16 protein-coding genes are annotated in these 23,515 nt (G+C 64.6%); 4 read left to right on the plus strand and 12 right to left on the minus strand.

Annotated features, from left to right (window positions below; all coding sequences use genetic code 11):
- Positions 1 to 3,930, minus strand: coding sequence for a PAS domain S-box protein (locus EJC47_RS11800; protein WP_260591558.1), 3,930 nt, complete (start codon positions 3,928 to 3,930; stop codon positions 1 to 3).
- A 132-nt stretch (positions 3,931 to 4,062) separates the two neighbouring features.
- Between EJC47_RS11800 and EJC47_RS11805 the strand changes: the two genes are divergently transcribed.
- From EJC47_RS11805 to EJC47_RS11820, 4 genes are all read left to right on the plus strand, one after another.
- A complete protein-coding gene (locus EJC47_RS11805) occupies positions 4,063 to 7,323 on the plus strand; it encodes a S41 family peptidase (RefSeq protein WP_126847864.1) in 3,261 nt (1,086 codons plus the stop codon).
- A gap of 232 nt (positions 7,324 to 7,555) precedes the next feature.
- Positions 7,556 to 8,095 carry a glycoside hydrolase family 108 protein gene (locus EJC47_RS11810; RefSeq protein ID WP_126847866.1) on the plus strand — a complete coding sequence of 180 codons (540 nt, stop codon included), beginning with the start codon at positions 7,556 to 7,558 and terminating at the stop codon, positions 8,093 to 8,095.
- Positions 8,096 to 8,169: 74 nt separating this feature from the next.
- The gene (locus tag EJC47_RS11815) at positions 8,170 to 8,583 is read left to right on the plus strand and encodes a holin family protein (protein WP_126847868.1); all 414 of its coding nucleotides are present in this window, start codon (positions 8,170 to 8,172) and stop codon (positions 8,581 to 8,583) included.
- Positions 8,584 to 8,741: 158 nt separating this feature from the next.
- A complete protein-coding gene (locus EJC47_RS11820) occupies positions 8,742 to 10,649 on the plus strand; it encodes an alpha/beta hydrolase family protein (protein WP_126847870.1) in 1,908 nt (635 codons plus the stop codon).
- Between the two features lie 123 nt (positions 10,650 to 10,772).
- Here EJC47_RS11820 and EJC47_RS11825 read toward each other — a convergent pair whose 3' ends face one another.
- From EJC47_RS11825 to EJC47_RS11880, 11 genes are all read right to left on the minus strand, one after another.
- Positions 10,773 to 11,789: a cell wall hydrolase gene (locus tag EJC47_RS11825; RefSeq protein ID WP_126847872.1), complete on the minus strand. Its 1,017-nt coding sequence runs from the start codon at positions 11,787 to 11,789 to the stop codon at positions 10,773 to 10,775.
- Between the two features lie 103 nt (positions 11,790 to 11,892).
- The gene (locus tag EJC47_RS11830) at positions 11,893 to 14,727 is read right to left on the minus strand and encodes a M16 family metallopeptidase (RefSeq protein WP_126847874.1); all 2,835 of its coding nucleotides are present in this window, start codon (positions 14,725 to 14,727) and stop codon (positions 11,893 to 11,895) included.
- Between the two features lie 136 nt (positions 14,728 to 14,863).
- On the minus strand, positions 14,864 to 15,046 hold the full coding sequence (locus EJC47_RS11835) for a hypothetical protein (RefSeq protein ID WP_126847877.1): 183 nt from the start codon (positions 15,044 to 15,046) through the stop codon (positions 14,864 to 14,866).
- Complete coding sequence (gene tgt / locus EJC47_RS11840) at positions 15,043 to 16,191, minus strand: tRNA guanosine(34) transglycosylase Tgt (protein ID WP_126847879.1); 1,149 nt, start codon at positions 16,189 to 16,191, stop codon at positions 15,043 to 15,045. Before tgt ends, EJC47_RS11835 begins: the two co-directional genes overlap by 4 nt.
- A gap of 120 nt (positions 16,192 to 16,311) precedes the next feature.
- The gene (locus EJC47_RS11850; RefSeq protein WP_033966017.1) at positions 16,312 to 16,992 is read right to left on the minus strand and encodes a DUF1013 domain-containing protein; all 681 of its coding nucleotides are present in this window, start codon (positions 16,990 to 16,992) and stop codon (positions 16,312 to 16,314) included.
- Positions 16,993 to 17,100: 108 nt separating this feature from the next.
- Positions 17,101 to 18,138 carry a glycosyltransferase family 4 protein gene (locus EJC47_RS11855; protein ID WP_126847882.1) on the minus strand — a complete coding sequence of 346 codons (1,038 nt, stop codon included), beginning with the start codon at positions 18,136 to 18,138 and terminating at the stop codon, positions 17,101 to 17,103.
- A gap of 5 nt (positions 18,139 to 18,143) precedes the next feature.
- Positions 18,144 to 19,043: a UDP-2,3-diacylglucosamine diphosphatase gene (locus tag EJC47_RS11860; RefSeq protein WP_010404191.1), complete on the minus strand. Its 900-nt coding sequence runs from the start codon at positions 19,041 to 19,043 to the stop codon at positions 18,144 to 18,146.
- 88 nt (positions 19,044 to 19,131) lie between these two features.
- Positions 19,132 to 19,743 (minus strand): glutathione S-transferase family protein, encoded by a 612-nt coding sequence (locus EJC47_RS11865; protein ID WP_126847884.1) that lies wholly within the window; start codon positions 19,741 to 19,743, stop codon positions 19,132 to 19,134.
- A 70-nt stretch (positions 19,744 to 19,813) separates the two neighbouring features.
- Positions 19,814 to 21,517 (minus strand): long-chain-fatty-acid--CoA ligase, encoded by a 1,704-nt coding sequence (locus EJC47_RS11870; RefSeq protein ID WP_126847886.1) that lies wholly within the window; start codon positions 21,515 to 21,517, stop codon positions 19,814 to 19,816.
- Positions 21,518 to 21,556: 39 nt separating this feature from the next.
- A complete protein-coding gene (locus tag EJC47_RS11875; RefSeq protein ID WP_126847888.1) occupies positions 21,557 to 21,754 on the minus strand; it encodes a hypothetical protein in 198 nt (65 codons plus the stop codon).
- Between the two features lie 68 nt (positions 21,755 to 21,822).
- Positions 21,823 to 23,451 carry a GGDEF domain-containing protein gene (locus tag EJC47_RS11880; RefSeq protein ID WP_260591559.1) on the minus strand — a complete coding sequence of 543 codons (1,629 nt, stop codon included), beginning with the start codon at positions 23,449 to 23,451 and terminating at the stop codon, positions 21,823 to 21,825.
- Positions 23,452 to 23,515: the final 64 nt, after the last annotated feature.

The following is a 23,515-nucleotide window of genomic DNA, read 5'->3' on the forward strand; positions in this document are numbered from 1 at the left end:
TTACACGCTCTCGGCAGCAGCAGCCCGCAATTGCGCTCGTGCAGCCTGCAGAAACGCCGCGGTGCCGATATGATGCCCGGCACCGAGCTGCTCGTCGAGATCGGCTGCGATGGTGCCCAGGTCTGCTTTACCGAAGAAAGCCGCCGTGCCCGCCAGCAGGTGTAAAGCCTCCTGCACGTCATCGATCGCCCGTTTCGGGTCGGTAGTAGGCCCTCCGTTTTCCCCCAACGCAATGTCGAGCGCGGTGAAGGTTCGCTGCACACGCGCTTCGAACTGCGCAATCAGTTCGGGATCCGCGCTTGCGGGAAGCGGTGCTTCGGTTGGCACACCCGTTGGCGGTATCGCCCAGCGCCGCACGGCATGGTCAAGCGCGCTGAGGCGGACGGGCTTGGCCAGATGGTCTTGCATGCCGGCCGCGCGGCAGGCCTCGATGTCGCTGGCATAGGCATTTGCGGTCAGTGCGATGATCGGCAAGGTGGTGGGCGCTATGCCGCCTTGACGGATGCGTTGCGTCGCGACCAGTCCGTCAATGTCCGGCATTTGCATGTCCATCAGTACCAATCCAAACGGATTCCCGTGTGTCGCGGCATCCTGCACCATCGCAATGGCCTCGATACCGCCGCGCGCAATGACCGGATCATAACCGAGTCGTGTCAACATTGCCTTTATGAGAAGCTGGTTGACCTCGTGATCTTCCGCCACCAGCACGCGTGCGCCGGGCACGGGCGGCAAGGTCGCGGCCGGGGTGGGCTTGATCGCCGGCGCATTAGGGGGTGCCACCGGCAGGGGAACACGCAAGGTGATCGTCGTTCCGATCCCCACCGCGCTGAACAATGACAGCGACCCCTGCATCAATTTGGCCAATTTCGACGAGATCGAGAGGCCGAGCCCAGTGCCGCCATATCGGCGCTCGGTCGAGCTGTCTTCCTGGACGAACTCTCCGAAAATCGCGGCCTGGCGGTCCGGCGCGATGCCGATGCCCGTGTCACCGACCGAAATGGCGACATCGCCATCTACCATCGCGACGCTGAGCGTGATTGCGCCGTGTTCGGTGAATTTTGCGGCATTACCGAGCAAGTTCAGGATAATCTGGCGCAGCCGCAGCCCATCGCCGATCACCATATTGGGAACATCGTCGGCGATTTCCGTCTGCAATTCCAGCCCGCTGCGCATGGCGATCGGCAGGATCAGTTTGGCGCAACTTCGGGCGAGATGGCGCAGGTCGACCCGATCGTGCGCCAGCGTGACATGCCCGGCCTCGATCTTCGACAAATCGAGAATGTCGTTGAGCAACCGCATCATCGCGGTCCCCGATTCGGCGATCATCTGCAGCTTTTGTTGCTGGTCGGGGCGCGGGTCTTCCGCGAGCAGCAAATCCGTAAAGCCAAGCACACCGTTCATTGGCGTACGGATTTCGTGGCTCATATTGGCCAGGAAGCTCGATTTCGCCTGGGCGGCGACCTCGGCATGGCGCCGTGCCGAATCGAGGTCGAATTCGAGCTGTTTGCGCACGGTGATGTCGCGGATCGAGCTGATGATTTCGAGTGGCTGGTGCGTCTCGGGGTCGCGCACCAACCCACTATTGGCCTCCAGCCAGAACCATTTTCCTTTGTGCTCGATCGATTCCCACCGAAAGGTCGTAACCGATCGCTCCATTTCTCCTGCCGCCAGGGCCCGGTGTGTCGCCATGACGGCATCCGAATCCTCGGCATGAAAACGGACGAGGATATTTTGGCCGATCAGTCTTTGTGGATCGATTCCGAGCATGTGCTGGAACGATGGCGACGCATAGAGGCACACCCCGTCCAACGACAGGCGGAACACAGCGTCGGTCGCGTTTTCGGCGAGCAGGCGCAACTGTTCCTCGCTCGCGGCGAGGGCTGCTTCTGCGGCCTTTCGTTCGGTGATATCGATGTCGACGCCGAGGAAGCCGATCCGCTTGCCTTCGGAGTCATATTCATTGACGGCGAGCACCTCGACCCAGCGCTCGACTCCGTCGCGCAGGAAACGAAAATCCATGCGGACTTTTTGGGCACCGCCCACCGCTTCGTTCCAGGTCTTGGAAACGCGTGCCAGGTCGTCGGGATGGATCGCCTTGCTCCAGCCATAACCCATCGATTGTTCGTAGCTCAGCCCGGCAAATTCCATCCAGGCGCGATTGACATAGGTGACACGCCCCTCGGTATCGGTGCGGAAAATACCAGCGGGCGAAAGGTCGGCGAGCGTTTCGAACAAGCGCTTGCTCGCGGCGAGCGCAATCCGTGATTGCCGTTGCTCGGTGATGTCGATGATCGCGCCGATAAAGCCGGTCAGCACGCCATTTTCGTCAAATTCAGGGCTGTTGACGGTCTGGAACCACAATTCCCGTCCATCCGAACCCCGAAAGGCGTTGTCGCGGACCCGCACGTCGCCCGGTTTGAAGTCTTCCCAGGCGGGCTGTTCCAGAAAGGGTGTTGGGTCGACCAGAGCGCGCATCCAGCCGTTGCCCAGCGCATCCTCCATGCTTAGCCCGACCTTGTCGGCCCAAGCGCGGTTGACATAGGTCAGCCCGCCCGTGGCACCTGCGCGGAAAATTCCGACGGGAGCGGTTTCTGCCAGGCGCCGGAAGCGCGCTTCGCTCTCGGTCAGGGCGTGCTGTGTCGCAACCGTCTCTGTAATATCGCGAATGGTACCGATCGTCCCGGCGAAACTGCCGTCCGGCTCGGCGAGGCGGCGCAGCATGGTCTCGATATGGCGGCATTCGCCAGCGGCATTGAAGAAGCGTTGCCGCAGGGTCGCTTCGGTCACCTCTCCGCTGATGATTTTGTTGAAACGCGCGTCCCCCTGGGCGCGGTCTTCGGGCAAAAGATATTCGGTTGTTGATCGCCCCAGGCTTTCCGCAACACTATAGCCGGTAATCGTTTCCCAGGCGGGATTCAGGAAGATCCAGCGCCGCTCGGCATCGGTCCGGAACACGATTTCCTGCATCGAGGATACGAGGGTTTCCGAAAAGTCGCGGCTGCGCTTCAACTCCTCGCGAATGCGCTCGCGTCCCGCGATCGCCGCCGCGAACGGCAGGCTGATTCCGAAACACGCAGCCAGGAACAGTTGCAGCAGATGGACGCGTGTCGCGAGCGTCCCGCCGATCATGTAAGCCGGGCCCAGCCCCGACAGCGTTCCCACCGTACCGATGATACCGACCACCGCGATCGCGGCGGCCGCTCCGCGGACGCCCAGTCGGAATGAGGCCAGAATGATCAAGGGCAGTGCAACGAAGAACATCGGATAGGCGGGTTGTAGAAACACGATTGCCGCCACCAGAGCATTGGCGGTCAGGATCGCCGCGATCTCGAACGCGCGCGGGGGGGTGACCTTGCGGCGATTGCTCCAGCTATCGATTGCGATCAAAGCGATCGGCCCGCCGATCAACATCCCCAGGCTATCGGCGAGAAACCAATATCGCCAAATCGACAGGCCATGCCAAAGATCGTGCGGAGCCAGCCAGAGCGTTGCGGCCACCCCGGACACGGCCGGGGCGACGCCGCAGCAACATAGGGCGAAGCGCAGCAGGTCGCGAAAGTCGGCCATGTCGGGCGTGTGTTTCTGCCACCGCATCAGCAGCCAACTGCCGCCGATCGCTTCGGCACAATTGACCGCCGCGAGTACCGGGGAAAATAGCGGAGGATCCCCGTTCAAGCTGGCGGCAAGGCACAAGGCAATGAAGGCCGTCGCAATCCAATACCACGCACTGCGCCAGCCTGCTTGCAAGATGGTCGCGGCAAGTGCCGCGTTGGCCAACCATAAGGGTGCGACATACCCATTACCGCGCGATATCGCGACGCCGCCCCAGGCCAATAATAGGATGAGGCCGCCAAACAGAGCAAGTGCAGCACTGTGCGGTCGGCGGACTGGCACCACGGGAGAAAACGCCGGGAGAGTGATAGGGTCCATTTCGGCCCTGTTGAACCTCTTCGGTTAAGCCGACGCTAACATGGCAGACGGCGCTTGTGATGAACACTGTTTTACGCTTTGCTGATGAGAAATGGCGATAAGCAAATTCCTATAATATTGAGGCGTGCTTCCATGATCTTCCGGGGCCTTGCATTCGCCGCGGCGACGTTGCTCGCATCGACCGCACTCGGGTCGCGTTCTGCGGCCGCACAAGAGGGCGGTGCCAGGGCGGCCTTTGCCGAGCCGAGCCAGTCGCCCGATGGCAGTCTCATCGCCTTCGCCTCGGGCGGGGACATCTGGGAAGTGGCGGCGACCGGCGGCACCGCCCGCCCGCTCGTCACCGATGCCGCGACCGAGGGACGCCCGCTTTATTCGCCGGATGGCACCCGGCTCGCCTTCACCTCGACCCGTGGGGGGAGCCAGAATCTGTACGTGCTGGATCTCGCCAGCGGCGCGGTGACGCGATTGACCTATGCGGAATCGGCTGAAGAACTCGATGCCTGGTCGCCCGATGGAAAATATCTCTATTTCGCCTCGGGCGTTGCCGATGTCGGGCGGCAAGCGGATATCTACCGGGTGGCAGCCTCGGGCGGCACGCCGATGCAAGTCAGCCGCGAGAAATATCTCGCCGAGTTCCAGGCCGCACCCTCGCCGGACGGCACCACGCTGGCGATCAACGCGCGTGGCCTAAGCGGCAGCCAATGGTGGCGCAACGGCACCTCGCATATCGATGAGACCGAGCTGTGGCTGAAGCCCGTCGCCGAGGGCGGTGCCTATCGCCGTCTGTTGCCCGGCGGGGAGAAGCACGCCTGGCCGATGTGGAGCCGCGACGGCCGCAGTATCGTGTATATGAGCGCGCGCGGCGGCACCGAAAATCTGTGGCGAGTAGGACTAGGCGAGGGGGCAGCCCCCGAACAACTGACGCACTTCGCCGATGGCCGCTTGCTCTATCCGTCGCTGGCGGCGAATGGATCAGCCATCGTATTCGAACGCGATTTCGGCGTGTGGCGCTATGATCCCGCGACCGGCCAGACGAACCCGGTGCCGATCACGCTGCGCGGTGCCGCCAGCGCCACGCTGCGCCGCCATGAACAATTGCAGAGCTTCAGCCGCTTGGCCGTATCGGGCGACGGTCAGAAGGTCGCGGTGATCGGCCACGGCGAAGTCTTCGCCGCCCCGGCCAAGGATGGCGGCCCGGCACAGCGCATCACCAATACGCCGGGGGCCGAGCGCGAAGTGGTGTGGTCGCCCGACAGCCGCCGCGCCTTGGTCATCTCCGAGCGCGGGCTCGACCATGCCTTGGTCGAATATGATGTCGCCAGCGGTCGCGAGACGATGCTGACCACGCGCGGCATCGCCTCGGTGCCGAGCTACGCCCCCGACGGCAAGTCGGTGGCCTATGTGCTCAACGACCGTGAGCTGCACCTGGTCACGCTGGGCACAGGTGGCACCGATCGCACGCTGTTCACCGGTGCAATCGCCACCGATGGGCGCGAGGGGCCGCGCCCGACCTGGTCGCCCGATGGCCAATATGTCGCCTTCCCGTTGCGCGATGCGCGTTCGTTCGTGAACGTCCATGTCGTTCCGGCGGCGGGCGGCGCGGCGCGCCCGGTCAGCTTCCTCGGCAATGGCGAGATGGGTGGCATCGCCTGGTCGCCCGATGGCAAGTATATCCTGTTCGACACCGCGCAGCGCAGCGAGGATTCGCGTGTCGTCCGCATCGATCTGCTGCCGCACGTGCCCAAGTTCCGCGAGGACAAGTTCAGCGACCTGTTCAAGCCCGGCAAACAGCCAGGCGCGCCCGAAGTCCCCACCGAGATCCCCGCGCCCGCCACGCCAAAGCCGCTGCCGGTAGCAACGAAAAAAAGTGCCGCGCCGGTGCTCGCGCCCAAAGTGCCGCCCGTCACCATCGTGTGGCAGGGATTGCGCGGGCGCGCGACGATCCTGCCGCTGGGCCTCAGCGCCGACACCCCGGTGATCAGCGCCGACGGCAAGACGTTGGTCTTCCGCGCATCGGAAAAGGGGCGGGCCAATCTCTACAGCTACAATCTCGACGAACTCGCCGACGAGCCCCCGGTCGCACAGCAATTGACGCAGAGCGATCGTCCCAAGGGCGATTTCGCACTGTCGGGGGATGGCAAGGTTCTGTTCTATCTCGACGGCGGACGTGTCGTTTCAACGCCGATCGATTCCCCCAAGCCCAAGCCGATCAATGTCGCGGCCGATATGGACGTCGACTTCGCGACCGAGAAGCAGGTCGTGTTCGATGAAGCGTGGAGCATCCTGAACCGCAAGTTCTTCGATGCCAGGTTCAACGGCCATGACTGGGCGGCGCTACGCGCGCGCTTCCAGCCCTATGTCGCGGGTGCCCGCACGCCCGACGAACTGCGCCGGATCATTGGCCTGATGATCGGCGAACTCAATGCCTCGCATACCGGCATCAATCGGCCCTTCACGGGGCCGGGGACGCTGCCATCGGGCCGCGTCGGCGATATTGGCGTGCGGTTCGATCGTTCCGCCTACGAGGCCGGGCGCGGGCTCGTCGTGCGTGAGGTGGTGACGCTCAGCCCCGCCGCGATCGAAAAGATCGTGCCGGGCGAGCGCATCGTCAGCGTCGGCGGTGTCGCGGTCGGTGCCCACGACAATCTCGACGCGCTGCTGGAAAATACCGTCGGCCGCCGCGTACGGTTGGGCGTCGAGGGGGCAAATGGCCGCCGCGAGGTGGTGGTGCGCCCGGTTTCGGCCGGAAGCGCGGCCGGGCTCGCTTACCGCCAATGGGTCGACGATCGCCGCGCGCTGGTCGAGCGATTGTCGGGCGGCAAGCTCGGCTATGTCCATATCGCCGACATGTCGTCCGAATCGCTCGATCAGCTCTATCTTGATCTCGATGCGGAAAATCAGGGCAAGCAGGGCGTGGTGGTCGATATCCGCAACAACAATGGCGGCTTCATCAACGGCTATGCGATCGACGTGTTCGCACGGCGCAACTATTTGACGATGACGCCGCGCGACCTGTTCTCGCTGCCGGGGCGCCAGGCCTTGGGGCAGCGTGCGCTCGGCAAGCCGACCGTGCTCGTCACCAACGAATCCTCGCTCTCGGATGCGGAGGATTTCACCGAAGGCTATCGCGCGCTCGGGCTCGGCAAGGTCGTCGGGCAGCCGACGGCGGGATGGATCATCTTTACCGGGGCTGAGCCGTTGATCGACGGCTCCTCGGTACGCACGCCGAGCACGCGCATTCAGGACGGGCGCGGGCAGGATATGGAAATGCACCCGCGCCCGGTTGACCTGGCGGTCGAGCGACCGTTGGGGGAAAGTGCGACTGGGCAGGATGCGCAGTTGCGCGCAGCGGTGGATGTATTGCTGGCGCAAGTGGGGTCGGGGAAGCCGTAAGCGGTCGGTTGCCGACGCGCGACTCCCCTCCCCTTCAGGGGAGGGGGTGGGGGTGGGGCGTATCCGTCTCACCGAGACCTACGCACGCGGGGAGAGGCCCCACCCCAACCCCTCCCCTGAAGGGGAGGGGCTTGCTGGATCAACGGAATGTCATCGCGCTCCAGGGAGAGGAGGAGCAGGCGGCTGTCCTACAAAAACCAAATAGGTTACTTCCTTATGCCAGGAGGTAGCCATGACCATCGACAGCTTGATCGACACCGTGCTGGATCGCGAAGGGGGATACGTCAACCACCCCGCCGACCGGGGCGGTGAGACGCGCTTTGGGATTACCGCCGCCGTGGCGCGCGCGAACGGCTATGACGGGCCGATGCGCAATTTTCCCGTCGAGCAGGCGCGGGCGCTGTATCGGCGGCTTTATTGGGAGGTCCCGCGCTTCGACGCCATCGCCGATCTCGCTCCGCATCTTGCCGCCGAGCTTTTCGACAGCGGCGTCAATATGGGGCCGGCGGTCGCAGCCGCCTTCCTGCAACGCGCCCTCAACGCGCTCAATCGCGGGGCCACGGATTATCCCGACATGCCCGTCGACGGGCATGTCGGCGCGGTGACGCTCGCTGCGCTTGCGGCCTTTCTCAAGCGGCGCGGGGCAGGCGGCGAGGCGGTGCTGCTCAAGGCAATCGAGGCGTTGCAAGGCGAACGCTATGTCGCGCTTGCCGAGCGCCGCCCGGCCAATGAAGCCTTTCTCTACGGGTGGCTCGCGAACCGTACTGGTTAGCTCGCGTGAACCCCGAAACTGGGGGGACGTAGCGTGGACTTTGTGGACTTCCGACCTTCAACAGGAGCATGATTATGGCACTTCTAGACGGCCTTATCGGCCCCATCACCAGCATCATCGACAAGATCATCCCTGCCCCCAAGGCGCGCGACGAGGCCAAGCTCAAATTGCTCACGCTGCAGGGCACCCAAGAGATGGAGCAGGTCAAAACGCAGATCTCGGCGATCCTGGCCGAAGCGCAAAGCGCCGATCCCTGGACCAGTCGCGCACGGCCGAGCTTTCTCTACGTTATGTATACGCTCTTGCTGTGGGCGATCCCGATGGGCCTGATCGCGGCTGCGCAACCGCAAATGGCCAGGGACATCGCGGCGGGGATGAATGCGTATCTGAATGGTATCCCGGAGCCGCTTTATGCGCTCTTCGGCACGGGCTATCTTGGGTACACGGCGGCGCGGTCGTGGGGGAAGGCCAAGGGGCTGGAGAAATAGTGGGCGCTTGTTTTTCCCTTCCCCTCCGCTCCCTGTCAGGGAGGGGAGGGGTTTGAGTATCGGGTGCGCTTGGATGGTGCGGAAGAAGAAGCGCGAGCAGTTGCCCCGCCGCAGCACCGTGCTACACCGCTCCATCACCTCGACGGAGCTTTTCTTTCATGCGCCTCACTGTGTTCGCCCTTCTGCTTTCCGCTGTCGCCACGCCCGCGCTCGCGGCACCGGTCCACGGCTATGGCAGCCTCGCGCTGTCGGCAAAGGGCGACACGATTGCGACGGTCGAAAGCGATGCGACGGGCAAAAGCACCATCACCCTGCGCAGCGCCAAGACCGGCAAGGTCCAGCGCAGCTTCGATCCGTGCGCCAGCGCCTGCGGCCTGTCTGGCTTGACCTTCGCGCCCGATGGCAGCCTCGCCTGGCTCGCGCGCGATCGCAAGGCGGGCACGGTCACGCTTGCGCTCGATCACGACGGCAAGGCGCGCACCGTGGCAACGATCAGCGGCATCGCGCAAACCCCGCGCTTCTCGCCCGACGGGACGCGGCTGGCGGTGCTGGTGACAATCGGTGCGGCCAAGGAAGCGGGCGCGGCGCAAGCCTGGGTGCGCCAGATCGGCGAAATTGGCGAAAAGAGCGACGAGCAGCGGATCGCGGTGTTCGACGTGTCGGGCGCGCCGGTCTCGGCGGAGGCGGTGAAGCCGGTGTCCCCGGCCGATCGCTATATCTATGAATATGACTGGACGCCCGACAGCAAGGGGTTCGTGGTCACCTCGGCGCTGGGCAATGGCGATAACAATTGGTGGGTGGCGACGCTCGATGCGGTGGACGCGAAAACGGGCGCGGTCCGCACGATCGCCAAGCCGACGACGCAGCTCAACTTCCCGCGCGTTTCCCCCGATGGCAAGACCGTCGCCTATATTGGCGGGCTGATGAGCGATTTCGGCGCGGTCGGCGGCGATGTGTGGACCGTGCCCTTCGCCGGTGGCGAGCCGCAAAATCTTATGCCGCACAGCACGCTGACGGTTACGTCGCTGGTGTGGAAGGATCGGTTTATCCGCGGCACCGCGCTCAGCGGCGACCGGATGGGGCTGTTCACCTTTGCCGGGGAACGCGCCGACGGTCTCGGCTGGAGCCGCCCCGCCAGCCTCGCGGCGGGCGATGCCAAGGCCGCGTTCAGCGCGGACGGGCTGACTGTCGCCACCGTCGCGCAGGACTTCACCCATGCCCCGGCGATCTTTGCCGGGCCGGTCACAGCACCGGTCCAGATCACCCATGACAATGATGCTGTCCCCGCGGCGATGACCGCGCGCAGCATTACGTGGAAAAATGACGGTTTCACCGTCCAGGGCTGGCTGCTCGCGCCACTTGGGGCCGACCCGGCCAAGAAAGCGCCGATGGTCACGATCGTGCATGGTGGTCCCTCCTCCGCGAACGTTCCCTATTTTGGCGGGGGCTTTGGCGATTTGCTGGCGGCGGGCTATTACATTTTCCTGCCCAATCCGCGCGGCAGCTATGGCCAGGGCGAGGCGTTCACCGCCGCCAACAAGCGTGATTTCGGCGGCGGCGACTTGCGCGATATCCTGACCGGGATCGACGCGGTCGAGAAGGTCGCGCCGGTCGATGATGCCCGTCTGGGCCTGACGGGCGGCAGCTATGGCGGCTTCATGTCGATGTGGGCCAACACCCAGACCAACCGCTTCAAGGCGATCGTCGCGGGGGCGGGTCTCAGCAATTGGGTGAGCTATTATGGCACCAACGGCATCGATCAGTGGATGCTGCCGTTCTTCGGCAAGACGATGTACGACGACCGCAAGGCCTATGAGGATGTCTCGGCGGTCAATTTCATCAAGCAGGCCAAGACCCCGACCTTCATCTATGTCGGCGAACGCGACATTGAGGTGCCGCCGACGCAGTCGATCGAATATTGGCATGGCCTGCACGACATGGGCGTGCCGACCAGCCTGGTGATCTACCCCGAAGAGGGCCACGGCATCCGCAATCCGGTCAACGCCGCCGATGTGCGGCGGCGCACGCTGGCGTGGTTCGACAAATATCTGGGGGCAGGGAAGTAAGGCGAGAGGACCGCGCCCATTTCGTCACCCCGGGCTCGTCCCGGGGGCCACCGGGCGGCAAATCCTGCAGGTGTTGGAGGAACACCATGGTAGACCCCGGCACAAGGCCGGGGTGACGCGGAGCTAGCGGAGCGGCTTGCCCGAATCCTTCCAGCGGTCGAGGATTTGCGAGTCGCCTGGCAGCGTATCGGCGGCAGGGCGAGGCGCGACTGGCAGGCTCGCTTGCGCATAGGCGGGCTGTATCGCGGCGCTCGCCGTCTTCGGGGCGGCTGGGGGCGGAGGCGCAGCGGCGATGACGGGCGTCGGGGTGATCCGCGCCAGCGGTCCCGGCACCGGCTCACCCCCGACGTAGCTCTGGCGGAACGCGGCAGGCGTGCCCCACCAGCCTTGCCAGCGGTGAAAGAAATGTGCGCCGATCGCCGCCGTCATCACCAGGCTGCGGTTCCACGCCGGCGTGACGGCATAGGTATGGTAGTGCGTCGCCATCCCGACCTGCGCCATGACATGGCCGCCCAGCGCAGCGGCGGCGACTTTCAGCGCGCGCAGCCACGCCGCCTTGCCAGGTGTCCCGCGTTGCAGCGACCCGTCACAGGCGAAGCTGAACTGGCATCCGGCATGATCGGAACCCTGGAACACCACCCCGCACACCGTCGCCGGAAAGGCGGGATGGCGGACGCGGTTTAGGATCACCTGTGCGACCGCCTGCTGCCCGGCATCGGGCTCGGTCGCGGCTTCATAGTAAATGGCGGTGGTCAGGCATTGCAGCGCCCGCCCGCGATCGGTCGCGCTGACATTGGCAAGCGAGAAGGGGGCTGCGGGGTGGATCGACCCGTCGGGGGCCAGCGTCGCTGCGCCGGTGGGCAAGGGCAGGTCTGGCAGCGCGATCGTGCCGGTCGCACCGCGCGCCGGGACGGGTGCCTCATCGGCCGTGTAGAAATAGGCAGAACCGGGGAAATGATCCTCGGCTTCATACCCGGTCGGCGGCGCGGCGTTGCGGGACGCCTTGGCCTGCTGATCGACGATCGCGCGCAAGGCGGCGTGTGCCGACACGCCTGCCAGCATCAGCGCGCACAGGCCGACGAGGCCGAGCTTGCTCAGCCGCCGAGTCTGTAACCAACCGAGGATCGTCCACACGCGCACGCGTCGCCCATACCCGATCTCGGAGCCCCGCGATGCCACCGATTTTGCGGCGTCCCGCGGCGAAACACTTGTTGGTTAATGCAAGGGTTTCGCCGCGCGGACCCTATTTGAGCGAAGCGCTGTCGAGCTTCAGCGCATCCGCCGCGATCACTTCTGCGTCGGGATAGGTCTTGCGCAGTTCGGGCAGGAACAGCTTGGCGTCGCCCACCACGACGATGCTCGCCACGCTTGGGTCGAGCAGCTTTGCCGCCGCCGCCTGCACCGCTGCAGGATCGACCGCCGCGACGCGCTGGGTATAGCGCCCCAGCTCGCTGAGGGGCACGCCCTGCACGGTATAGCTGCCGATCGTCCCTGCAATCCCGCCAGTGGTCTCGGTCGCGCGCCCGAAATTGCCGACGAGCACCGCCTTGCGGGTTTCGAGTTCGGCAGCGGTGACGGGTTCGGCGCCAAGCCGCTTCATTTCGGCGAGGATGATCGACACCGTCTCCGGTGCACTGGGGTTCTTGGTCGAAGTGCGCGCGGCGATGGCACCGGGATCGCGTCCGGCTTGCAGGCTGCTGCCCGCGCCATAGGCCAGCCCGCGCTTGATGCGGATTTCCTGATTGAGCCGCGAAGAGAAGCCGCCGCCCAGCACGGTATTGGCGACCGCCGCCGGATAATAGGCTGCGTCTGTGCGCGCGAGGCCCGGGCGTGCGACGACCACGCCTGCCTGGCCCGAGCCGGGCATGTCGACGACGATCACGCGTGGTTTGGGATAGGCGGCGACCGGCGTGACCGCTTCCGGTGGCGCGGCGGGTGCGGTCCAATTGGCGAAATTGCTCTCCGCCAAGGTCTTCGCTTGCGCCGGGGTCACGTCACCGACCAGCACCAGCGTGCTGCGTCCGGGTGCCCAGGCCTCGGCATAGGCGCGGCGGATGTCGGCCTGGGTAATCGCCTTGAGCGAGTTCGGCGTGCCCGACAGCGGATGGCCATATTCGGTATCGCCAAGCGCGGCGCGCGCGGCGACGAGCCCGGCAAGCTGGCTCGGATTCTTGATCGCGACCTGCACGCCGTCGATCGCCTGCGCCCGTGCCCGTTCGATCTCCTCGGATGCGAACACCGGATTGCGCGCCACATCGGCCAGGATGGCGAGCGCAGGCGCGGCCTGGTCGGATTTCACGGTTACGGTCACGCTCGATCCGTCGAAGCTCGCATCGCTCGAAATCGACCCGCCGAGCGATTCGATTTGCCGCGCGATTTCGGTGGCCGAGCGCGTCTTGGTGCCCTTGGTCATCAAGTCGGCGGTGAGGCTGCCCAATCCGGCGCGATCGGCCGGATCCGCCGCGCCGCCGCCCTGCGCGATCAGCAAGGCGCTCAGCAGGGGGAGATCATGCTTTTCGACCACCACCACGCGCAGCCCGTTGGCGAGCTTGAATTCCTGCGGGGCAGGCGCGCTCGCCGCGATGGCGGGGCCAGCCGGTGGCGGGGCGATCCGCTCGGCCGCGCTCGCTGGCGTCACCACCTCAACCGTGCCCGGCACAACCAGCGGCTTGACCACGACGGTATCGGCGACTTCGATCCGGTCGTTCTGCGGCGCAGCGATGGTCTTGTCCTCGGGCAGATACTGGATCGTCGCCGAGCGTTCGTCGCGCAGATATTTGGCCGCAACGCGCTGGATATCGGCGGCGGTGACCTGACCGATCGCGGCGAGTTGCCGGTCGGCGGCGCGCGGGTCGCGATCGATGATCACCGAGGAGGCAATCGTGCGCCCCTTGCCCTCGGCGGTTTCGCGCGATTCAAGCGCAGCGGTCAGGATTTCGTTCTTGGCCTCGGCCAGTTCGGCAGCGCTGACGGGCGTGTTGCGCAAACGGGCGACTTCGCGGCGCAACGCGGTTTCGCCGTCTGCGGCCTTCTTGCCTCCGGCCAGGATCGCGAACACCGCGAGATTGCCCGGCCCCTGTTTGGAATCGAGCACGCTTTCGGCGCTCTGCGCGAGCTGGTCGCGATAGACCAGCGTCTCATACAGCCGCGAGCTTTCACCCTGCGACAGGACCGCGTTGAGCACCGTCAGCGCGGCATTATCGGGGTCGCTGTCGGCGGGGATCGGGTAGCTGATCATCACCGCAGGCAGCGGCGTATTGGCCTCGCGCACGACATAATGCGTGGCGGTGGTGCGCTCGGGCTCGGTCACGGTCACACGCGGGATCGGCGTGGTCGGGCGCTTGATCCCGGCGAAATACTGGTCGACCCAGGCGTCGAGCTGCTTGGGATCGAAATTGCCGGAGACCACCAATACGGCATTGTCGGGCCGGTAATAGGTCGCGTGGAACGCGCGCACGTCATCGATTTGCGCGCTCTGCAGGTTATCTAGGCTGCCGATCGTTCCGCGCGCATATGGGTGGCGGGTGTAGGAGATCGCCGGGAAATAGAGCGAGAACAGCTTGCCGTAAGGCCGCGCATTGGTGTTTTGGCGCAGTTCCTCCTTCACCACGTCGCGTTCGGAGGCAAAGCTCTTCGGCTCGACGACGAGCGCGGCCATGCGATCGGCCTCGGCGAACAGCAGGCGCTGCAGGTGGTTGGCCGGGATCGTCTCGTGATATTCGGTGTAATCGTCATTGGTTGAGGCGTTGTTGTTACCGCCGACATCCTCGGTCAGCCGGTCCATCTGCTCCGAGACCAGATTCCGCGTCGCCTTGAACATGAGATGTTCGAACATGTGCGCAAAGCCCGAGCGACCGGCCGGGTCATCCTTTGAGCCGACATCGTACCACACTTGCACCGAGACGTTGGGCGTCGACGTGTCGCGGATGGCATAGACGCGAAGGCCGTTGGCGAGCGTGCGTTCGGTGAAGCCAATCGGCTTGATGGCTGCGGCGGGTGCTGCCGGGGCAGGTTTGGCGGTGGCGGCGGTCAGCGGAAGCAGGGCAGCGCCCAGCAAGAGGGCGGCACGGGACAGCATGGGGAAAGCTCCGGATGGAGGGAAGCGCACGCGCTCTTGTGTCGCGGAGGCAGGGGGCGTGTCAATCGGGTGGGACACTGCCGCTTTATCTCCCCTCCCTTCCAGGGAGGGGAGACACCGGTGGCAGAGGAGTGCGCTAGTTCTTCTTGGGCCGGTTCACATAGAGCAAGACCGCCGCCAACGCCGCCGATCCCACGCCGACGCCGATCGCGATCGGGGCGAGCGGCCAATTGCCGCCTTTTTCCGACTTGGCTTCAGCCGCATCGCGCACGCGCTTATGGTCGCGGGCGGCGGCTTCGATTTCGTTGATTTCGCTCATTGGTCCCTCTCGCTCTGGCTTCGATACTCTTGCCGGAACGTATCGGCGAAGGATTTGAGCCGTCCTTCGGCAATCGCTCGGCGCAGATCGGCCATCAGCGCTTGATAGAACCAAAGGTTGTGCTCTGTCATCAACATCGCGCCCAGCATTTCGCCCGATCGCACCAGATGATGCAGATAGGCGCGGCTCCAGGTCGCGCACACCGGGCAGGCGCAGGTCGGGTCGAGCGGGCCTGTGTCCTCGGCGAACTTCGCATTGCGGATGTTGAGCGGGCCACTGCGCGTAAAGGCCTGGCCGGTGCGGCCCGAGCGCGTCGGCAGTACGCAATCGAACATGTCGATCCCGCGTTCGACCGCGCCGACAATGTCGGTCGGCTTGCCGACGCCCATCAGATAGCGCGGCTTGTCGACGGGCAATTGGCCGGGCGCGAAATCAAGGCAGCCGAACATCGCCTCCTGTCCCTCGCCAACCGCGAGGCCGCCGACGGCGTATCCGTCGAAGCCGATGTCGATCAGCGCCGCCGCACTGTCGCCGCGCAGTGTCTGGTCTAGCGCGCCTTGCTGGATACCGAAGATCGCCGCATTTTCGGCATGGGCACCGCCGCCGTCGAACGCATCGCGGCTGCGCTTGGCCCAGCGCATCGAGCGCGCCATCGCGGCGGATTGCACTTCGGGCGTCGAGGTGGTCGGCACCAGTTCGTCAAACGCCATGACGATATCTGAGCCGAGCAGCCGCTGGATTTCGATCGAGCGTTCGGGGCTGAGCGTGTGGCGGGTGCCGTCGAGATGCGACTTGAAGGTCACGCCACTCTCGTCGCGCTTGGTCAGGTCGCTGAGGCTCATCACCTGATAGCCGCCGCTATCGGTCAGGATCGGGCGATCCCAGCCCATGAAGCCGTGCAGCCCGCCCAAGCGCGCCACGCGCTCGGCTCCGGGGCGCAGCATCAGATGATAGGTATTGCCAAGGATGATATCGGCACCGGCGGCGCGGACGTCGGCTGGTTTCACGCCCTTGACGGTGGCAGCTGTGCCGACCGGCATGAAGGCGGGCGTGCGGATCGTGCCCCGGCGCATCGCGATTTCGCCGGTGCGGGCTTTGCCGTCGGTGGCGTGAATGGTGAAGGCGAAACGGGGCGGTTGGGTCATCTTGCTTCCTCCCCTCCCGGGAAGGGAGGGGCCGGGGGTGGGTCGGCATGAGGAGAGCGCGGCGCTCCCCCGAGAGCAACCCACCCCCAACCCCTCCCTTCCCGGGAGGGGAGAAGGTTTTCAGCGCTTGAACAGCGTCTCGGCAGTGGGCTCGGCGGGCTTGGCGGTTTCGCCATGCTCAGCCGCTTCGGCGTCGCGCGAAAGCTGGTCGCGCTGCGCGCGCAGCTCGGTGATCAGGGCCTCGCGGTCGCCTTCCAATCGGGTATCGACCGGGGCTTCAAGACCTGCCGCCTTGGCCGCCTTGGACACAGCCGCGTCGAGCTCGCGCTGCGTGGTCAGGCCGAGCGTCACCGGGTCCTTCGGCGTGATATTGGCGATGTTCCAGTGGCTGCGGTCGCGGATCGCGGCGATGGTGGTGCGCGTCGTGCCGATCAGATTGCTGATCGCGCCGTCGCTGATCTCGGGATGGTTGCGGATCACCCAGGCAATGCCGTCGGGCTTGTCCGACCGCTTCGACACCGGCGTGTAGCGCGGCCCCTTGGTGCGGCGAACCTGCTCGGGCCCCTTCAGGATCTGCAAGCGATAATCGGGGTTGGCCTGGCCCTTGTCGATTTCGGCCTGGGTCAGTTCGTGCGCGCGGATCGGGTCGCGACCGGTCAGCTTGGTCGCGGCGGTGTCATCGGCGATGGCCTGGATTTCCAGGATATGCAGGCCGCAAAATTCGGCGATTTGCTCAAAGCTGAGCGATGTATTGTCGACGAGCCAGGACGCGGTCGCGTGCGGCATGAGCGGCTGGGCCACGGAAAACTCCTTAAAAACGGAAAGGGCCGCCCCTTTCGGAGCGGCCGCTTATTCTGGACAACAGTGTAGAGCGGTTCTTGGGGGAGGGCAAGCGTGTCGCTTTCCTCCTTACGCTGCGATTGCCTCGGGATGATCGACCGGGACCAGGGCACCGAGAAACTGTCGGGCACTCGCTTCCCAGGTGAAGGTCTGGCCATAGGCCGCGCAGGCGGTACGATCGAGCGTGAGCGCGGTGGCGATCGCGGTGTCGAGATCTTCGTGCATGGCCCCAACCGCAGGATTGAGCACATCGACGGGCCCGGTCACCGGGAATGCCGCGACGGGCGTGCCACACGCCAGCGCCTCGATCATCACCAGCCCGAATGTGTCGGTACGGCTGGGGAACACGAACACATCGGCCGAAGCGTAAGCGGCAGCGAGATCGTCGCCGAACAACGGCCCCAGGAAATGCGCGTCGGGGAAGCGCGCGGTCAGCGCGGCGCGCGCCGGGCCGTCGCCCACCACCACCTTGGTGCCGGGATGGCTCGAGGTCAGAAACGCCTCGATATTCTTCTCGATCGCGACGCGGCCGACATAAAGCTGGACCGGTCCCTTGCCTGCGTCCTTCAGCGCCTGAATAGCGGCAAGCGGCGCGAGATGCGGGCCGAAGATCGACAGATCGACGCCGCGCCCCCAATGCCGGATCTTGGTGAGATCATGCGACTTCAGCGTTGCCGCGATCGACGGTGTCGAGGCGAGGATCGATTGGGCCGGCCAATGGAACCAGCGAATATAGCGCCACACCCATTCCGGGTTCACGCCGGTGCGCGCCGAAACATAATCGGGGAATTGCGTGTGATAGGCGGTGGTGAAGGGAAAGCCGCGCGTCAGGCACCAGCGCCGCGCCGCCAGGCAGACGGGCCCTTCGGTCGCCAGATGGATCGCATTCGGCGCAAAGTCGGCAAGCATCTTGCCGACGGTCGCCGTGCTGGCAAAGGCCAGGCGGATCTCGGGATAGGTCGGGCAGGGCAGCGAATAGAACAGATCGGGCGAGACGATCAGGACTTCATGCCCCTGGCGCTCCAATTCTCTGCGCACGGCCTGCAGCGTGCGCACGACTCCATTGACCTGGGGGCTCCACGCATCAGTGGCGATCGCGATGCGCACGCCGGTCAGGCCGCCATCATCTCGATCTTCGCCACGGACCGGGCTTTTGCCCGCGCGGCGATTTCGTCGGCCCAGTGGAGCAACTCCATCCGTCCGTCGAAATGTTCGACCAGGGCGGTGCAACCCTCCACCCAGTCACCGTCGTTATAATATTCAATTCCGTTGATATCGCGGAATTCGGCGGTGTGAATGTGGCCGCAGACCACGCCATCAACGCCGCGCGAACCGGCGGCCTGCGCGACGATCTCTTCGAAGTTGGAGATGAACTGCACGGCGTTCTTCACCTTGGCCTTGGCGTGCTTGGACAGCGACCAATACGGCAAGTTGAAGAAGCGACGATACGCATTCACCCAGCGGTTGAGAGCCATCATGAATTCATACGCCACATCGCCGACATGCGCCAGCCAGCGATGCGCCAGTGTGATTGCGTCGAATTCGTCGCCATGCAGCACCAACAAACGGCGACCGTCGGCGGTTTCATGGATCGCCTTGCGGCGGATCGCGACGCCGCCGAAATCGAGCCCGGTGAACTGACGCATCACCTCGTCATGGTTGCCGGGGATGTAGATCACTTCGGTGCCGCGCTTGGCGCGCTTCAGCAGACGCCACACCACATCGTTATGCGCGGCGGGCCAGTAGAACCGCTTCTTCAGCCGCCAACCATCGATGATGTCGCCGACCAGATACATTCGCTCGCTGTCGACATGGTCGAGAAAGTCGATGAGCATATCGGCGTTGCAGCCGCGCGTCCCGAGATGGATGTCCGAAATCCAGATCGTGCGATAACGGCGGCGTTCGCTGGTCGCGCGCTCGGGAATGGCGGGGTGCGAGTTGGCGAAGTCCGCAAAATCGGCAATCGTCCCGCCCGAAAGACCGTCCATGGCAATCTTGGTCACAGCGTCCATAGCGTCGAAACCTTCGCGAAACCTTTGGCTGATCTCCAGCTATGGCGACGGAATGTTACAATCGGAATCGTGGACCTTCACGCAACTGTCACATGGGCACGTGTCCGGGTTGTTCTGCGACGCGAGCCAGCCATGCCGTGACCGCCGGATAGCGGCTTAGGACGAAGCCCCCGTCCTCGGCGACATGCGTATAGGCGTAGAGTGCAATGTCGGCGACGGTGAAGCGCCTGGCCGCCAGGAAGGGCGTTTGCGCAAGGTGGGCGTCCATCAGCGCCAGCGCGGCTTCGCCCGCCGCCTGTTTGCCGGGGATGAGCGTGCGCTGGAAATCGCTCAGCCGGTCTTCGCCAATGAAGGCGCGCCAGAAGCGCAGCGTCGCGACATTGGGCTCGTGATTATATTGTTCCCAAAACATCCAATGCAGCATGTCGGCGCGGTCGAAGCGGTCGTGCGGGATCAGCGGCGATCCATCGGCGAGATACAGACAGGCGGCACCGCTTTCGGGCAGAAAATCGTCGCCGATCTGCAGCACCGGAATGCGGCCATTGGGGTTCACACCGTCGAGAAAGGCGGCGGTGCGCGTTTCGCCCTTTTGAATGTTGTAACTGCGCCGCTCGAGCGGAATGCCGACATGCGCCGCCGTCAGGCGAATTTTGTAGCAATTCCCCGAAACGGGATCTTCGTGGAGGATCAGATTGGCCATTGCCCGCGCGCCCCTTGGATCGTCTCCAACGGTCATTAGGGGATCCGATCCGTTCGGGCCAGTTCGCTTCTTATGCGGAAGGAGCGGGATCGCCCTCCGCCTTCACCTCGGCAATCAAATCCTTGCGGCTGAGCTTGCCGATCATCGTCTTTGGCATGGTCAGGCGGATCACGACGGCGTCGACGCGTTCGTGCCGGCCAAGCTGCGGATTGAGCCAGTCGCGCAGCGCCTCCGGCGTAACATCGGCACCATCGTTCAGCGTGACATAGGCGCGCGGCTGCTCGCCGCGATACGGGTCGGGCAGGCCGATCACCATTGCTTCCTTTACCGCCGGATGGTGATGCAGCACCGCCTCGATCTGGCTCGGAAAGACCTTGAACCCCGACACCGCGATCATGTCCTTAAGGCGATCGACGATCCGCACGAACCCGTCGGCGTCGATCGTGCCGACATCACCGGTGCGCAGCCAACGGCCTTCGTCGGTCGTCAGGAACACCTCGGCATCGGCATCCGGGCGGTGCCAATAGCCTTGCATGATTTGCGGGCCCATTGCGACGATTTCGCCAGGCTCGCCGGCGGGCGGATCCTGCGTCGGATCGGCCTTGTCGACCAGCCGCAGCCGCGTGCCGGGAATGGGCTGGCCGATCGTCCCGGTCTTGCCTTCGCCCTCATAGGGGTTGGCCGACAGCACGCCCGAGCTTTCCGACAGCCCATAGCCTTCGACCACGGCGGCCCCGGTGACCTTTTCGAACTTGGCCTTCAATTCGGCGGCGAGCGGCGCACCACCGGAAATGCAGATGCGCAGGGAGGAGAAATCGGTGCTCGTGATCTTGGGATGGTCGAGCAGCGCCTGATACATGGTCGGCACGCCGGGCAGGGCGGTCGCCTTGGTACGGCCGATTGCGGCCAGCACAGCCCCCGCCTCGAAGCGTGGCAGCATCACGATGCAGCCGCCGTTGAGCACGGTGCGGTTGAGCACGCAGGTATTGGCGAAGACGTGGAACAGCGGCAACACGCCAAGGATGCGGTCGGGCGGGCCGGGGTGCGGGTCGATCCCCATCACTTGCCGGGCATTGGCCGACAGGTTTTGGTGCGTCAGCGCGGCACCCTTGGGCACGCCGGTGGTGCCGCCGGTATATTGGATCAGCGCAACGTCGCGTTCGGGGTCGATCGTCGCAGGTGTGTGCCGTCCATCATTGGCGATGAGCTGCGAAAAGGCGATGACGCGCGGGTCGTGCGGGCGCGGCGTGACTTCGGCGCGCTTGAACAGGCGATACAGAATCGATTTCGCACTCGGCAGCGCCCCGGCGATCGATCCGACGATCAAGCGCTCCAGACCGCTTCCGTCGAGCACCTTGAGCGCGGTCGGCAGCAGCGCGCTGGCCGAAAGCGTGAACAGCACGCGCGTTCCCGAATCCGCGACCTGATGCTCCAACTCCGCCACCGTATAAAGCGGCGAGAAATTGACGACGGTCGCCCCGATCTTGAGAATGCCGTAATAGGCCGCGAGATAGTGCGGCACGTTGGGCAGGAACAGGCCGATCCGGTCCCCCGGACCATATCCCAAGGCTTGCAGGCCCGCCGCAACGCGGTTGGCCCCGTCCAGCGTCTCGGCATAACTGAAGTGCCGACCGAGGAAATCGATCAGCGGAGCCTTGCCCGCGGCCTGCGCCGAGCGCTCGAACAATTCCACCATCGAGAGCGCAGGAAAGGTGCTCTCCCAAGGGGTTGGATGACGGTAGGATTGGTGCCAGGCGGCTTCAGCGGAGATCATTGACAGGGGTGTAAGCAGCCTTTTCGTGCGCCGCAAGCGTCAGGAAATATGCGTTCCGGTCCAGGTCACGAGCACCGATATGGCCACTAGCCCAAGGTCAAGGGCCGCCTTTACCTGATGCGGCGCACGATCCGTAGCGTCATGCGTCAAAATCTGAATATCGGCGCTCGGGTGGCGCACGACCGCGATCAGCGCGAGGGCTGCGACGATTCCGATCGTGATGCGGCGATTGCGCATGCTCAGCCCCTTTGCATCCCGATTCTATCGGTAATTCCGATTCGGAGCAAGAAAGTCCGCCAATCGTGTCAGGCTGCCCAGCGATCGGGCAAATGGCGACCGCGTACGCGGTCTCGTCCTGCCGACTTTGCTTCGAACAACGCACGATCGGCACACGCGTACAGCGCCTTCCAGTCGACTTCGCGCAACAGCGGGCCCGTGCAAGTGCCAATGCTCGCCGTCACGGTCACATCGTACGGCATGCGCCCGGCGCGCAGTTTCTCCAGGATGGCGCGCGGTTCGATCAGGATATCGGCGGGGGCAACGATTGCAAATTCCTCACCGCCGATTCGCGCCACCAGCGCCTCCGGTGGGACCGACTCGCGGAGCGTACGGGCAAAGACCCGCAATACCTCATCCCCCCCGTCATGGCCGATCGTTTCGTTGACGCGCTTGAAATGATCGAGGTCGGCGATCAGCAAGGTCTGCTCGCCGGACCGTCCGATAACTTCGGTCAGAAAGGCACGGCGGTTGAGCAATCCCGTCAGTGAATCGGTGTCGGCGAGCAGCAGTGCGGCGATCTCGCGTTCGCGCGCCACATCACGTTCGCGGCTCAGCATGCGGATGCGATAGGCAACCGCAATGCTCGACAGAAGCGCCTCGATCGTCATCGAAGCCAGCGTCGAATTATCAAGCCAGAAGCTCCAGCCGATCAGCCCCAGCGAACTGAACGCCCGCAGGCATGCCAGCGTGATCGGCGCACCCCAGGCCAGAACGAACATTCCAAGATAGTCGCTGCGCAAGCGCCATGCGCGCCACAGAATTGGTCCTGCAACCCCCATTTGCGCTAGAAAAGCATAGGTGTAGGCGCGGTCGGTGAGATAGGGTGCGATCGGAGCGAACACAGCGAAGGCTAGCGTCGCAACCGTCATTATGCCGGAAGCGACCGTCGCCAACCGGCCGAGATATCCGCCGAACACGCGCGGCTCGAAAAAGGCCCGGGCAAACGCGAACGCGGCGACCGCGGCAATGCCGAGCGTAAGATAATTTATCCGTATCCGGTCGTTATTGGCGAGATCAGGCCAGGCCCAGGCCAGGGCACCCGAGGACGAGAGCGCATAGAGCAGCAGCGCCGTCACCATCGCGCAGTAAGCGAGCTGGAACCGATAGCGAAGCGCCACCCATAGCGCCAGATTATAGGTGAGCAACGCGATGCAGAGACCGGCAAAGCCCCCGTAGAGCCCCGCCATCTTCAAATTCGCGCCGACGCTTTGTTGCGGATTCACGATCCGCGCGCCGCGCAAGATTCCGCGCATGTTGCCAGTCCCCTCGATATGCCAAAGCACGCGCAACAGCGGCGCGTTGCGCTCGGGCAAGGACTGTTCGATAATCGCCCCGAGCTGGAGGTGGCGCGCGGCCCCGTGTTGGTCGAGCGACGCGGAGACGACCGTTCCATCGGCATACAGTGCATAGAAAGTAATGCGTTTTTGCCAAAGGCTGGCGACCTGGATCGCAAGCGGGCCGGTGCGGTGGACCGGCGAGGAAATCGCCCAATAGTCGCCACCGGGCAAAACGCTTTGCGGAGAAACGCAATCAAACGCGGTCTTGCCGGCGAAAAGCCGGAGCGGGGTCATGCCCGTTTGCGCACGGGTGACGCAGACCGGCAGCGTATCGCCCGGTCGCTCAGCATGCGCCGCCGATGCAAAGAGCGTCAACATCACTGCAAGGAGACTGGATAAAAGCACGCGGCACATGCGTGCTCCCTACGCCCAGGAACCCAAA

Origin of the sequence: Sphingomonas sp. TF3 (genome assembly GCF_003985085.1) — a bacterium.
In the GTDB taxonomy this organism is placed as follows: Bacteria; Pseudomonadota; Alphaproteobacteria; order Sphingomonadales; family Sphingomonadaceae; genus Sphingomonas.